Genomic DNA, 13831 nt, shown 5'->3' with positions numbered 1-13831 from the left:
GGGCACTACATGACCACGGCACCACCGAAGCGGACCGACGTCGAGACGAAGGCACGAAGAGCGGGGATCGCCTCGTTCATCGGCACCACGATCGAGTGGTACGACTTCTACATCTACGGCACGGCATCGGCCCTGGTCTTCGGTCAGGTGTTCTTCTCCGACACCCTGCCGGCGGGAATGGGTACACTGCTCGCGTTCGTCACGCTGTGGGCCGGGTTCCTCGCCCGTCCGATCGGCGGCATCGTCTTCGGGCACCTCGGCGACAAGATAGGCCGGAAGAACACCCTGGTCATCACGCTTATGATGATGGGCACCGCCACCGTCGGAATCGGACTGCTGCCCTCCTACGCGCAGATCGGGATATGGGCGCCGGCCGCCCTGGTATTCCTGCGGGTCGTTCAGGGTGTGGCAGTGGGCGGTGAATGGGGCGGGGCGGTCCTGATCGCCAGCGAGAACGCACCCAAGGGGAAGGGGATTCTGTACTCCGCCTTCGCCCAGCAAGGGTCGCCCGCCGGAAACCTCCTGGCCACGATGGCATTCTTCCTGCTCAGTGCGATGCCCACCCCTGACTTCGTGCTCTACGGGTGGCGTATCCCGTTCCTGATCTCCGCAGCACTGGTGATCGTCGGCATGATCATCCGGCTCAAGCTCGAAGAGTCGGACGCCATGAAGACCGTGCTGAAGAAGAAGAAGACCGTCGCACTGCCGATCGGTGAGGTGCTGCGCAAGCATTGGGTCCTCGTCCTCCTCGGTGCGGGCGCGCTCCCGCTGGCGCAGGTGACGTACTTCAAGAACACCTTCGCGTTGTCGTGGGCCACGAGCGAGCTCGGCTACGACCGGGGCACCTTCCTCGGCGCCATCGCCATCGCCCTCGTGGTCCAGTTCATCGTCCAGCCGTTCGGCGCCGTCCTGGTGTCGCGGATCGACATGCGGAAAGCCATGTGCATCATGGTCATTCCCGAGTTCGTCCTGATGCCGGCGATGTTCTTCGCGATCAGGACCGAGAACTTCGCCATTGCTGTCGTCGCGATGTGCCTCGCGACCATTCCGCACTCGATGTTCTACGGCGCCATCGCCGGCGTGCTCGCCCGGGCCTTCCCCGCCAACATTCGCTACACCGGTCTTTCCGCGGCCTACCAGCTGTGCTCGCTGGTCGTCGGCGGCGGCACCCCGGTGCTGGCGCAGTGGATGCTCAACTCGTCCGGAAACATCGTCGGGGTCGCCTTCGTCTCGGCCGGGTATGCGGCAGTCTCCCTGATCTGCACGCTGCTGTTGCTGAACCGGACCGGATACGACGCGCGGCGCTTGTCGACCGCGGAGCAATCCGATGCGGACGAATTGCAGCTCGACACCGATCAGGGCGACACCGATCAAGACGACACGGTGGGCGACGCTCCGAGCGCAGGGCAGGCACGTGCGACAGCCCATACCTGACCAGCCACGTTCACTCCGGGGTGGGCAACGCCTGCTCGGACAGCCTGAGGACCTCCCGCAACGCGGCGCTGTCGTCGTCCGCCCTCCAGGCGATCCGCAGTTGCAGGGTGCTCGGACCTCCGGCCAGTGGGAGGAACACGACGTCCGGGTTGTTCACGTTCTCGGCCACGGACGAGACGGTCAACGCACAGCCGACCTCCGCGGACACCAGCGCCATCAGTGCCATCGAGTCCGGCGCGCTCTGCACGATGCGCGGCGTGAAACCGGCATCGTGGGCCGCCCTCTGCAGGGAGTCGCGCAGTGCCGATCCGGGATCGGCGGGCAGCGTTACCCAGGGTTCGTTCGCCAGCTCCTCGATGCGAACGTCGTCCCTGCCTGCGAGCGGGTGGTCGGCGGGCAACGCCACCATGAAGTCCTCGTTGAGAATGACGCGGGACGCGATCCCCGGCGGAGTGAAGATCCACCGGACCAGGCCGATGTCGAGGGTCCCGTCGAGGAGCTTGTTCAGCGCTTCGCTCGCGAAAGCGGAACTGTCCAGCACGAATTCGATCCCCGGATTCGTGTGCCGGACAAGTTTGGCCCAGCGTCCGATGAGGAGGTGGGACGACACTCCGGCGAAGCCGATGCGCACCCGGCCGACCTGCCCGCGCCCGGCGGCGGCCACGGCGATCTCCGCGAGCCGGCAGGCGTCCAGAATTTCGCGGGCCGGACCGAGCAGCGCCTCACCGGCGGGAGTGAGGCGGACGTTCCGCGTATTCCTCTCGAAAAGGGTTGCTCCGAGCTGCTTTTCCAGTTGCCGAATCGTTCTGCTCAGCGGGGGCTGGGCCGAGTGCAGGCGCTGGGCGGCTCGTCCGAAGTGCAACTCCTCGGCGACCGCGAGAAAGGCAGTGATCTGAGAAATCTCCACGACAGAACTATTGCAGTTCGAGCAATAGAGCTGTCAACACTAGTGAGCGCGACGAATGCAATCCGGGCCGTTGCCCGGGCGGCGTTGCGGAGAAGGGCACGACGATGAGCAAAGTGGTCAGCATGGCGGAAGCCATCGGGACGTACGTGGAAGACGGCATGACCGTGTGCCTCGAGGGCTTCTCGCATCTCATCTCTTTCGCGGCCGCTCACGAGATCATCCGGCAGCAACGGCAGAATCTCACACTGTGCCGGATGACGCCGGACATCGTGTCGGATCAACTCGTGGCCGCCGGCTGCGTCACCAAGCTGGTGGCCTCGTTCTTCGCCAGCGGTTCGGCCGGATCGCTGCACGAGCTGAGGCGGCGCATCGAGCACCACGATCCGGTGGCACTCGAGGTCGAGGAATACAGCCACTACGGCATGGTCTGCCGTTATCAGGCGGGCGCCGCCGGTCTCCCGTTCTTTCCGCTGCGGTCCTACGCGGGCAGCGACCTTCCGCGGCTCAACCCCCGGATCCGACTCGTCGACGATCCCTACGGGGAGGGCACCGTGTACGTGGTGCCGCCGCTGAACCCGGACGTCACCATCGTCCACGCGCAGCGGGCCGACCGGCACGGCAACGTTCAGATCTGGGGTATCTCCGGCGTCCAGCAGGAGGCGGTGTACGCGGCGAAGAAGGCGATCGTGGTGGTCGAGGAGATCGTCGACGACGACGTCGTCCGCTCCGACCCCAACCGCACGTTGATCCCGTCCCACGCGGTCGACGCCGTCGTCGTCTGCCCGCGCGGGGCGCATCCGTCCTACGCCCAGGGCTACTACGACCGCGACTGCGCGTTCTACCGGCGGTGGACAGCGATCAGCAAGGACTCCGGACTGCTGCAGGCCTGGCTGAAGGAATGGATCCACGGCACCGCGAATCACGACGAATACCTGGACAAACTCGGCGGCGACTACTGGGACGAACTCACCGTCGCACCTCGATTCTCCGAACCAGTCGACTACGGGAGCCGGAAATGACCACAGCACCAGCCGGAGCGATCTCGGCGACGGAGGTCATCGTGTCCGTCGCCGCCCGCGAACTCGCCGGAAAGGGGCGCGTGTTCGCCGGCGTGGGCCTGCCGACGCTCGCCGTCGATCTCGCCAAGCGCACCAGCAACCCGGATGTCGAACTGATCTACGAATCGGGTGTGTGCGGCGCCCATCCGGCCGCGATGGCCGAGGGGATCGCGGACTCGGTCGTGGTGTCGGGCGCGGAATCGGTGGTGTCGATGTCGGCGCTGTTCGGCTACGTGCTGCAGGGTGGAAACGTCGACGTCGGGTTTCTCGGCGCCGCCCAGATCGACAGGTACGGCAGTCTCAATACGAGCATCATCGGCGATTGGGACAAGCCGACGGTCCGGTTGCCCGGTGCCGGTGGCGCAGTGGAGATCATGCCGAACGCCGGCGAGATCTTCGTGGTGATGCGGCGACACGACCCGAGCGCCTTCCCGGCGGAACTCGACTTCTGCACGTCGCCGAGTCCTGTTCGGGCCCGGGAGGCACGTGACGGAATTATGCCTCGGGGCAGAGGGGTAACGAGGGTGTTCACGAACCTCGGAGTGTTGTCCCGGCAGGGCCCGTTCGACGAGCTCGAGTTGGTGAGCGTGCACGAGGGTGTTTCCGCCGACGACGTGCGGGCGCAGACCGGCTGGGATCTGAAGGTGGCGGAGAACCTCACCGTCACGGCCCCGCCGACCGCCGAGGAGATTCACCTGCTGCGCGACGTGATCGACAAGGTCCGGCTCTACCTGCGCTGAGCGGTGCAGCCGCGATCCGTTGGCACTGAGCGGCGCAGCCGCTGGCTCAGCCGAGCGAATCCAGCACCGCCGTCAGGACCCGGATCGCTCCGTCCTTGTCGAGGGGGTCGTTGCCGTTGCCGCACTTCGGCGAGTACACGCAGGACGGGCAACCCGAGGTGCATTCGCACGATTCGATCGCCTGACGGGTCGCGCCGAGCCAGCGGGAGAGTTCGGCATGACCGCGGTCGGCGAATCCTGCTCCGCCGGCGTGCCCGTCGTACACGAAGACGGTGGGGAGTCCGGTGTCGGCGTGCAACGCGGTCGAGACGCCGCCGATGTCGCCTCGATCGCACGTCGCGACGAGGGGCAGGAGCCCGATCGCGGCGTGCTCCGCGGCGTGGAGCGAACCCGGCACGCGTTCGGCCGGGACACCCGCCTGCACCAGAAGTTCCGGGGTGACGGTGTACATCACCGCACGGGTGGGGAGGGTGTGCTTCGGCATGTCCAGTTCGACCGCGTCGAGGACCTCACCCGAAGACAGTCGCCGCAGGTACCCGATCACCTGATGGGTCACCTCGACCTCGACGAGCGCGACCTCGACTTCGCCGAACTGCTTCTGCTCGAGCACCGAGGTGACGGAGATCTCGGTGGTTTCCCGGGCGGACGTCGTCCAATCGGGGTCTTCCGCGTGCACCAGGGCGAGGCCCTGGTCGAGGTCGAGTTCGTCGACGACGTACGACTCGCCCTGGTGGATGTGCACGGCGCCGGGGTGCGCGGTGGCCGGTGCCCGGCCGGTGTCGACGGTACCGAGCATCCGTCCGGATTCGGACACCACAATCGCAACCTGGGTGCCGATTCCGCCGCGGATATCCACTGCGCCATGTGGATTTGTCCCGGCGGTGACGAACCAGCCGTGTGCTCGCCGCCGGATCAGGCCCTGCTCCGCCAGCTTGGCGAGCACGTCGAGAGCCCCGAATGCCTCCGCTTCGGCGTCGGACAGGGGTAGTTCCATTGCCGCGCAGAGCAACTGTGGGCCGAGGACGTACGGGTTGCTCGGGTCGGTGACCGTCGCCTCGACGGGCTTGTCGAGCAGCGCGGACGGATGGTGGACGAGGTAGGTGTCGAGGGGATCGTCGCGGGCGACCAGGACCACCAGCGACCCTTCTCCGCGTCTGCCGGATCGGCCTCCCTGCTGCCAGAACGACGCCACCGTCCCGGGGAATCCGGCGACCACCACGGCGTCGAGTCCGGCGATGTCGACGCCGAGTTCCAGCGCGTTCGTCGTCGCCGCCCCCAGCAGGGTGCCGTCGGCGAGTGCCGATTCGAGCTCACGCCGATCCTCGGCGAGGTAACCGGCACGATACGACGCGACTCGCGACGACAGTTCGGGATCGATCTCCCCGAGTAGGCGTTTGGTCGCCATCGCGGTCAACTCGGCGCCCCGGCGGGAGCGCACGAAGGTGAGGGTGCGGGCCCCTTCGACCATCAGATCGGCCATGATGCGGGCGGCTTCCGAACCGGCGGGCCGCCGGACGGGGCTTCCGTTCTCCCCGGTCACCTCCCGCATGAGCGGGGGCTCCCACAGTGCGACCGTCCGGGGGCCGTGCGGGGAACCGTCTTCCACCACCTCGGTGCAGGGTGCTCCGATCAGCCGCGACGCCGCCGCACCGGGGTCCGCCGTGGTGGCGGACGCGAGGATGAAGACGGGATCGGCGCCGTACCGTGCGGCGATGCGCCGGAGCCGGCGCAGCACGAGCGCGACATTCGAGCCGAAGACGCCACGGTAGGAGTGGCATTCGTCGATCACCACGAACGCCAGATTGCGGAAGAAATGCGCCCATCGCTGATGGGTCCGGAGGAGCGAGATGTGCAGCATGTCGGGGTTCGTGAAGAGCCACCGCGAGTTCTCCCGGGCCCAGTGCCGCACCTCCAGCGGGGTGTCGCCGTCGAACACACACGGGCACGCGCCGCGGAGGTCGTCCCCGGCGTCGAGGACATCCGAGTCGATGAGCGAAGTCACGGACCGCAGCTGGTCGGCGCCCAGCGCCTTGGTCGGGGAGAGGTAGAGGGCGGTCGCCCGCGGATCCGTTGCCAGAGTGGTGAGTACCGGAAGCTGGTAGGCCAGCGACTTGCCCGAGGCCGTGCCGGTCGACACCACAACGTTCGTCCCCCCGTGGGCCAGGTCGGCGGCGGCGGCCTGATGGGTCCACGGACGGGGGATCCCGTTCTCCTGCATGGCCCGGACGACGCTGGGGTGTGCCCACGAGGGCCATTCGGTGACCGAGGAAGTGCGGGCCGGCATTTCCGCGGCGAAAGTGAGCGGGTTTTCGTCTCGGGGGACGCCCTCGAGGACTCGGTTCAGCAGCGCACGGCCGTATGTTTCGCCCGTATTTCCACTGTTGTCCCGTGGTGAAAACGGTGTGCTCACTGATGTCTCCGGGCTGTCGTAGGGGACGGGCGAGTAGCTTCCACACCGCCACGACCTGCGCATTTGATGATAACGAGTGCTCTTTCGGCGCCGTCGCCCGGGGTGCGGCGATAGGCCGGAGAATCCGCTGTTCCGGGGCTGTTCGCTACAAGATCAACTTTTTGTGTGAATTGTTCGGATTTCGACTGTTGCGTTCGCGGAGTTCATGGTTGACTACAACTGGTCGCAGCTTCTGTGTTCGTAGGCTTGAAAGAGTGAACGTTCGCAGGATCGATGTTGCGAACGCGGTGCTCTGCTTTTCCTGAGGGGGAAATCTAGAAGTACAGCGGTCGGAACCGGCCCGGCGGACTGTATGTGCTGTCCGCCGAATCCGGTGGTTAGAAAGAGAAGGAAAAGCATGGCACAGGGCACTGTGAAGTGGTTCAACGCGGAAAAGGGCTTCGGCTTCATCGCACCCGAAGACGGCTCCGCTGACGTCTTCGTTCACTACTCCGAGATCCAGGGCAGCGGCTTCCGCACCCTCGAGGAGAACCAGCGCGTGGAGTTCGAGGTCGGCCAGGGCACCAAGGGTCCCCAGGCTACCGGCGTTCGCGCAGTCTGATTCTGCCGTTCACATTTGTGAACACGTAAATCAGATAGGCGGGGTCCTCGTGACCGCGTCTGATTCGTCCCCCATCGCCTGAGGCGGTGGGGGACGAATCGTTTTCACGGCAACGGTGCCGTGTCAAAGGGGGTACTTCAGTGAGCCAGCTCTCCTTCTTCTCCGCGGAGGCGATGCCACCGGCAGTCACCGACTTGTGCGGCCTTCTCGCAGCGACGGGTCAGGTCGTCACGTCAGCCGGGCGTGCCCGCATCTCGATCGTGGTCGACGCGCAGTGGCGGGCGGAGGCGATCGCGGAGTTGATCGCGCAGGCCGGACTCGAGGTGGAGATCACGCGCAGCGACGAGGGCAGCCCGCTGGTCCGTACCGCGTCCGTCGTCGACTTGCGGCCTCTCGCGGACCAGTGGACGAGGGGAGCGGTTAAGGCAGTGCCCCCGGGGTGGGTGCCCTCCGGGCGGCAGTTGAGGGTGTGGGCTCTGGCGTCCGGACGGGGAGAAGCGGAGGGGGAGCGGTTCGTCCTCGGACTCGATCCGCATGCACCGGATACCCACGCGCCGTTGGCCCAGGCGTTGATGCGGGCGGGCATCGCGCCGACGCTGATCGGCACCCGCGGGTCCGGTCCGGGACTCCGAATCTCGGGTCGGCGTAGGCTCGGCAGACTTGTCGAGAGCATCGGGGAGGCTCCCGGAAATGTGGACGACCGTACCGGTTGGCCCCACGTGTAGAGCCGCGTAGGCGGTACTGATCTGCGAGGATGGGTTCCGGGTATGTCACTCTAGTAATAGGCGAACCGGGTATAAAAGGGTTTGTCTGCACAACTGTCGAGTGGCAGCGATCGACTTCAGGAAGGCTCGGGCTACAGGTGGCTAAAGGGGACAACGGCAGTGCACAGGGTGCGGCGGGAGCGTCCGGCCAGCCTCGCCGCCTCGTGATCGTCGAGTCGCCGACCAAGGCCCGCAAGATCGCCCCGTATCTCGGAAAGAACTATGTCGTCGAGGCGTCGGTCGGCCACATCCGCGACCTTCCGCGCGGGGCCGCCGACGTGCCGGCCAAGTACAAGGGTGAGCCGTGGGCGCGGCTCGGCGTCAACGTCGACCAGGATTTCGAACCTCTCTACGTGGTCAGCCCGGAGAAGAAGTCCAAGGTCGCGGAGCTGAAGAGCCTCCTCAAGGACGCCGACGAACTCTTCCTCGCCACCGACCCCGACCGCGAGGGCGAAGCGATCGCCTGGCACCTCCTCGAGACTCTCAAGCCGAAGATTCCGGTTCGCCGGATGGTCTTCCACGAGATCACCGAACCGGCAATCCGCGCCGCGGCCGAGGACACCCGCGAACTCGACATCGACCTGGTCGACGCGCAGGAGACCCGCCGCATTCTCGACCGTCTGTACGGCTACGAAGTCAGCCCGGTGCTGTGGAAGAAGGTCATGCCGAGGTTGTCGGCGGGCCGCGTGCAGTCCGTCGCCACCCGGGTCATCGTCCAGCGCGAGCGGGAGCGGATGGCGTTCCGCTCGGCGTCCTACTGGGACATCTCGGCCACCCTCGACGCCGGCGCCGACGCCAGTCCCCGCAGTTTCGGCGCGCGTCTGGTGAGCGTCGACGGCTCCCGTGTGGCCACCGGCCGCGACTTCGGTTCGGACGGTCAGCTGAAGACCAGCACGGTCACGGTTCTCGACGAGTCTCGTGCGCAGCGCCTGGCCGAGTCCCTCGCCGGCGTCGACCTCACCGTCTCCTCCGCGGAGAGCAAGCCGTATACCCGCAAGCCCTACGCGCCGTTCATGACGTCGACGCTGCAGCAGGAAGCGGGCCGCAAGCTCCGTTTCACGTCCGAGCGGACCATGCGGATCGCGCAGCGGCTGTACGAAAACGGCTACATCACGTACATGCGTACCGACTCGACGACGCTGTCGTCGTCGGCGATCGCTGCCGCTCGCGCGCAGGCCACCGAGTTGTACGGCGCCGAGTACGTGCACGACACGCCGCGTCAGTACACGCGCAAGGTCAAGAACGCGCAGGAGGCGCACGAGGCCATCCGCCCCGCCGGCGACGTCTTCCAGACGCCCGGTCAGCTGCATTCCCGCCTCGACACCGACGAGTTCCGCCTGTACGAGCTGATCTGGCAGCGCACCGTGGCGTCGCAGATGGCCGACGCACGGGGCACGACGCTGACCCTGCGGATCACCGGCACCGCCGGCACCGGCGAGGAGTGCACGTTCTCCGCCTCGGGTCGCACCATCACCTTCGCCGGCTTCCTGAAGGCGTACGTCGAGAGCGTCGACGAAGAGGCCGGCGGTCAGTCGGACGACGCCGAGTCGCGGCTGCCGGTGCTCGTCGAGGGCCAGGCGGTCACCGCCACCAAGCTCGACCCCGACGGCCACACCACCAACCCGCCTGCCCGCTACACCGAGGCAAGCCTGATCAAGACCCTCGAAGAGCTGGGCATCGGCCGCCCGTCCACGTACTCGTCGATCATCAAGACCATCCTCGATCGCGGATACGTCTACAAGCGCGGCAGCGCCCTGGTCCCGTCCTGGGTGGCGTTCGCCGTCATCGGCCTCCTCGAGATGCACTTCGGACGGTTGGTCGACTTCGACTTCACCGCCGGCATGGAAGACGATCTCGACGCGATCGCCGGCGGCCGGGAACAGCGGGGCAACTGGCTCAGCAGCTTCTACTTCGGCGGCGATCACGGCGCCGAGGGTTCGGTTGCCCGTGAGGGCGGACTGAAGAAGATGGTCGGCGTCAATCTCGAGGAGATCGACGCCCGCGAGGTCAACTCGATCCGGCTGTTCGACGACGCCGAGGGCCGGGAAGTCCACGTCCGCGTCGGGCGATTCGGTCCGTACCTCGAGCGCATGGTCCAGAACCCGGACGACCCCGAGGGCGACCTCATCTCGCAGCGGGCCAACCTGCCCGACGACCTTCCTCCGGACGAGCTGACGCCCGAGTACGCGGAGAAGCTGTTCTCGACGCCGCAGGAGGGTCGCAAGCTGGGCGTCGACCCGCTGACCGGGAACGAGATCGTCGCGAAGGAGGGCCGCTTCGGCCCGTACGTCACCGAGATCCTTCCCGAGCCGGAACCGGAACCTGAACCGGCGGTGGTGCCGGTGACCGACGAATCGGCAGACGGGACGACCAAGACGAAGACGGCCGCCAAGAAGGCGCCGGCGAAGAAGGCCGCGAAGAAGGCTGTCGGTCCGAAGCCGCGGACGGGTTCACTGCTCAAGTCCATGGACTTGGCCACGGTGACCCTCGACGACGCGCTCAAGCTGCTGTCGCTGCCGCGAGTGGTGGGTGTCGATCCGGAGTCGAAGGAAGAGATCACCGCGCAGAACGGCCGCTACGGCCCGTACCTGAAGAAGGGAACGGACTCGCGGTCCCTCGCCACCGAGGACCAGATGTTCACGGTGACCCTCGACGAGGCCCTGAAGATCTACGCGGAGCCCAAGCGGCGCGGGCGTCAGGCCGCCGCCACCCCGCCGTTGCGTGAGCTGGGTGTCGACTCGGTCAGCGAGAAGCCGATGGTGATCAAGGACGGGCGATTCGGGCCGTACGTGACGGACGGCGAAACCAACGCCAGCCTCCGTAAGGGCGACGAGGTGGAGTCCATCACCGACGCCCGCGCCTCGGAACTGCTCGCGGATCGCCGTGCCCGCGGTCCCGTGAAGAAGAAGGCCGCTGCGAAGAAGGCGCCCGCCAAGAAGGCGGCGAAGAAGACCGCCGCCAAAAAGGCGCCCGCCAAGAAGGCTGCCTCGAAGAAGGCTGCGGACAAGAAGGCGTGAGCCGGCACCTCGGGCCGGTCGGGATGTCGCACGACCCGGTTAGGCTGGCGCGGTGACGGTATTCGACCGGTTGGTGGGCCAGGAAGATGTCGAGGCCGAGCTGACGGCCGCGGCCACCGCGGCCCGTCGTGGAGTCGGCTCGATGGGCTCCTCGATGACGCATTCGTGGCTGTTTACGGGACCACCCGGATCGGGTAGGTCCGTGGCCGCGCAGTGCTTTGCCGCTGCCTTGCAGTGCACGAGTGAAGGCACCCCCGGCTGTGGCGTGTGCCACGCGTGCACCACGGCGATGGCCGGCACCCACGGCGACGTACGGCAGGTCGTTCCCGAGGGTCTGAGCATCAGCGTCAAGGAAATGCGCGCCATCGTGCAGACGGCGTCGCGCCGGCCGAGCACCGGTCGCTGGCAGGTCGTCGTCGTCGAGGACGCCGACCGGCTCACCGAGGGGGCGGCCAACGCTCTCCTCAAAGTGGTCGAGGAGCCGCCCGACCGCACCGTCTTCCTGTTGTGCGCGCCTTCGGTTGATCCCCAGGACATTTCGGTGACGCTGCGATCGCGCTGCCGGCACATCCATCTCGTGACGCCGTCGGCCGATTCCATCGCGACGGTGCTGCGCGAGCGGGACGGCCTGGACCCCGAAGACGCGCAACTCGCGGCGTCGATCAGTGGCGGGCACGTCGGCCGTGCGAGGCGTCTCGCGACGGATCTGAATGCCCGGGTGCGTCGCAAGGATGCTCTGGACCTCGCCGTCGCGGCACTGCGTCCGGCGACCGCATTCGCCGCGGCGGAGGAACTGGTGCGCTCGGCCGATGCCGAGGCGAAGGAGATGAGTGCGGCTCGGGACGAGCAGGAGACCGACGAGTTGCGGACAGCGCTGGGCGCAGGCGGTACCGGTAAGGGTGCGGCCGGAGCGCTCCGCGGCTCGGCCGGCGTGCTCAAGGATCTCGAGAAGCGCCAGAAGTCCCGAGCCACCCGCACGGGGCGTGACGCACTCGATCGTGCACTGATCGATCTGGCCGGTCTCTACCGCGACGCGCTCGCTGTCGCATGGAAGTCGAACGCGGCTGCGAACCACCCCGACATGGCCGATCGAGCCGCAGATCTGGCCTCGCGAACCACCCCGGAAGGCCTTCTGAAGTGCATCGAAGCGGTGCTCGAGTGCCGAGAGGCGATCACAGTCAACGTCAAACCGCAGTGGGCTGTCGACGCCATGGTTGCCAGCCTCGGGGACGCGTTCAGGGAGCCGTTTTCGCATACTGGGGGTTGAGGCGCTAGACTCGCCACCGCCGAAAGGCACCGCTGCCTTAGCTCAGTCGGTAGAGCATTTCACTCGTAATGAAAAGGTCGAGAGTTCGATTCTCTCAGGCAGCTCAGCGGTCCTCTGGCCCTTCCCGATCATCGGGGAGGGCCAGAGTCGTTTCCGGAGTCGGACGCTCTCGCCGTGTCGGATATGTACAAGAAGGTAGGGCGTCGTTCGCGCGATGCTGGACTGACCTACTTCTCCGTCACGGAAGGCACACCATGCCCGCTCGTCATGCCGCCAGTACGTTCGACGTCAGCGATTTCAGCCCGCGGGAGTGGTCTCCGTCCGTCGGAACCGGGGTTGCCCCGGGCGACATCGACATGGTGAAGAAGTTCTCCGGCGACATCGAGGGTCGGTCGGTCACCCGATTTGTCGGTGGTCTCACCGAAGACCAGAGTGCGGGCGCCTACGCGGCATGGGAGAGCTTCGAGGGGACGATCAACGGTGTTTCCGGCACCTGCGCCCTCGTGCACATGCAGGTGCTGTCGAACAGCAAAGTCGAGGCTATGGTGCTGCACATCGTCCCGAGCAGCGGAACCGGTGGGTTGGAGGGGGTCGCCGGCGCCGGTGGAATCCGCGTCGAGGTGGACGGAACCCACCGTCTGTGGCTGGACTACTCGCTTCCCGACTGACACGCGGCCGCCTCCGCTGACCGTGATCTGATACACCGAACCCCGGAAGAATCGTGAACACTGGGATCCGTGGACACCCAGAACGGATCTCCCACGACGCCGGTGATCGGCCTGCGCGCACTCGCTGCGCCCGTCGCCGTCGCCGCGGGCGCTGTGGCCGCCGCCGCGATCCTCCACTTCCGGGATCCTCATCAGCCGGGTTCGTACGGGTTCTGCCCTCTCTATGCGGTGACCGGGTGGTGGTGTCCGGCGTGCGGAGGGCTCCGCGCGGTGCACGATCTCACCAACCTCGACATCGGGGCGGCTGTCGCCGGCAATGTTCTGATCGTCCCGTTCATTGCGGTGATGGTTCTCGCCTGGATCGGATGGGCACGTCACCGGTGGTCGGGGCGACGCGATCGCACGATCGTGTGGGACCCGCGAGTGATGGTCGGTGTGCTCATTCTCCTTGCGGCGTTTACGGTCACCAGGAACACATCTTGGGGAAGCTGGCTCGCGCCGGTCTGACACCTGGTCGCCGCGGGCACGAAACAGAGAGTCGGTTCACAGATGGCAATGCAGGTCTTTTCGTTGATCGCGATCCTCGGCGCGCTGATCGTCCTCATACCCACCGCGCTGCGAGTGTTCGGTAAGAGCGACAACGTGAAGGCGCCGGACGAGACCGAAGAGTGAGCGCGCCGGCACTCTCGACAACCCACCGCCGCACGACCATGATTTCGATATGAGCGATTCGCTGAAGGACCGGGTGCGCGAGAAGCTGCTGCGTCAGCTGGCCGAGGACGGGGGGCACCCAGTCCAGGAGGCGGAAGGGGACGATCCGAGGTTGGTGTCCATCGACTCCGATCTCGCGACGTTGGAGCAGGCCACCGAGGGGGATGTCGTCATCGAGGAGCTCGCAGCCAAGTACTGGGTGCCCTGAATCGGCGGTTTCCCGGCGTTGACCTGGCGATTTGGTGTTCTTGTTC

The 13831-nt window shown here is 66.7% G+C and carries 13 protein-coding genes and 1 tRNA gene; 12 read left to right on the top strand and 2 right to left on the bottom strand.

Annotation, left to right across the window (positions count from 1 at the left end; all coding sequences use genetic code 11):
• Positions 1–9: 9 nt before the first annotated feature.
• Positions 10–1434: an MFS transporter gene (locus RJ1_RS38550; protein WP_073368745.1), complete on the top strand. Its 1425-nt coding sequence runs from the start codon at positions 10–12 to the stop codon at positions 1432–1434.
• A gap of 10 nt (positions 1435–1444) precedes the next feature.
• On the opposite strand, the gene RJ1_RS38545 is transcribed toward RJ1_RS38550, so the two are convergent.
• The gene (locus RJ1_RS38545; protein WP_073368743.1) at positions 1445–2341 is read right to left on the bottom strand and encodes a LysR family transcriptional regulator; all 897 of its coding nucleotides are present in this window, start codon (positions 2339–2341) and stop codon (positions 1445–1447) included.
• A 104-nt stretch (positions 2342–2445) separates the two neighbouring features.
• Here RJ1_RS38545 and RJ1_RS38540 point away from each other — a divergent pair, with 104 nt between their 5' ends.
• Both RJ1_RS38540 and RJ1_RS38535 read left to right on the top strand, forming a co-directional pair.
• Entirely contained in the window at positions 2446–3360 is a 915-nt protein-coding gene (locus tag RJ1_RS38540) for a CoA transferase subunit A (protein ID WP_073368742.1), read from the top strand.
• Complete coding sequence (locus RJ1_RS38535) at positions 3357–4139, top strand: CoA-transferase subunit beta (RefSeq protein WP_073368740.1); 783 nt, start codon at positions 3357–3359, stop codon at positions 4137–4139. Before RJ1_RS38540 ends, RJ1_RS38535 begins: the two co-directional genes overlap by 4 nt.
• 46 nt (positions 4140–4185) lie before the next feature.
• Here the strand turns inward: RJ1_RS38535 and RJ1_RS38530 are convergent, their stop codons facing one another.
• Positions 4186–6549 (bottom strand): DEAD/DEAH box helicase, encoded by a 2364-nt coding sequence (locus RJ1_RS38530; RefSeq protein WP_073368738.1) that lies wholly within the window; start codon positions 6547–6549, stop codon positions 4186–4188.
• A gap of 397 nt (positions 6550–6946) precedes the next feature.
• On the opposite strand from RJ1_RS38530, the gene RJ1_RS38525 reads away from it, so the two are divergent.
• The 9 genes from RJ1_RS38525 (at position 6947) to RJ1_RS38490 (ending at position 13785) form a co-directional block, all read left to right on the top strand.
• Positions 6947–7150 carry a cold-shock protein gene (locus tag RJ1_RS38525; RefSeq protein ID WP_005248460.1) on the top strand — a complete coding sequence of 68 codons (204 nt, stop codon included), beginning with the start codon at positions 6947–6949 and terminating at the stop codon, positions 7148–7150.
• Positions 7151–7290: 140 nt separating this feature from the next.
• The gene (locus tag RJ1_RS38520) at positions 7291–7875 is read left to right on the top strand and encodes a hypothetical protein (RefSeq protein ID WP_073368736.1); all 585 of its coding nucleotides are present in this window, start codon (positions 7291–7293) and stop codon (positions 7873–7875) included.
• A 137-nt stretch (positions 7876–8012) separates the two neighbouring features.
• Complete coding sequence (gene topA, locus RJ1_RS38515) at positions 8013–10931, top strand: type I DNA topoisomerase (protein WP_073368733.1); 2919 nt, start codon at positions 8013–8015, stop codon at positions 10929–10931.
• A gap of 52 nt (positions 10932–10983) precedes the next feature.
• Complete coding sequence (locus tag RJ1_RS38510) at positions 10984–12198, top strand: DNA polymerase III subunit delta' (protein WP_073368731.1); 1215 nt, start codon at positions 10984–10986, stop codon at positions 12196–12198.
• A gap of 31 nt (positions 12199–12229) precedes the next feature.
• Positions 12230–12302: transfer RNA gene (locus RJ1_RS38505), tRNA-Thr, on the top strand.
• Positions 12303–12452: 150 nt separating this feature from the next.
• Complete coding sequence (locus RJ1_RS38500) at positions 12453–12866, top strand: DUF3224 domain-containing protein (RefSeq protein WP_073368729.1); 414 nt, start codon at positions 12453–12455, stop codon at positions 12864–12866.
• Between the two features lie 69 nt (positions 12867–12935).
• Positions 12936–13373 carry a DUF2752 domain-containing protein gene (locus RJ1_RS38495; RefSeq protein ID WP_073368727.1) on the top strand — a complete coding sequence of 146 codons (438 nt, stop codon included), beginning with the start codon at positions 12936–12938 and terminating at the stop codon, positions 13371–13373.
• 42 nt (positions 13374–13415) lie between these two features.
• Positions 13416–13538, top strand: a complete 123-nt coding sequence (locus RJ1_RS48295; RefSeq protein ID WP_005248443.1) for a hypothetical protein — start codon at positions 13416–13418, stop codon at positions 13536–13538.
• 49 nt (positions 13539–13587) lie between these two features.
• The gene (locus RJ1_RS38490; protein ID WP_073368725.1) at positions 13588–13785 is read left to right on the top strand and encodes a hypothetical protein; all 198 of its coding nucleotides are present in this window, start codon (positions 13588–13590) and stop codon (positions 13783–13785) included.
• Positions 13786–13831 lie beyond the last annotated feature (46 nt).

Source organism: Rhodococcus jostii NBRC 16295 (genome assembly GCF_001894825.1).
Taxonomy (GTDB): Bacteria; Actinomycetota; Actinomycetes; order Mycobacteriales; family Mycobacteriaceae; genus Rhodococcus_F; species Rhodococcus_F jostii.
Note: the sequence above shows the minus strand (reverse complement) of the source record. Positions and strands in the feature narration are given on the sequence as shown.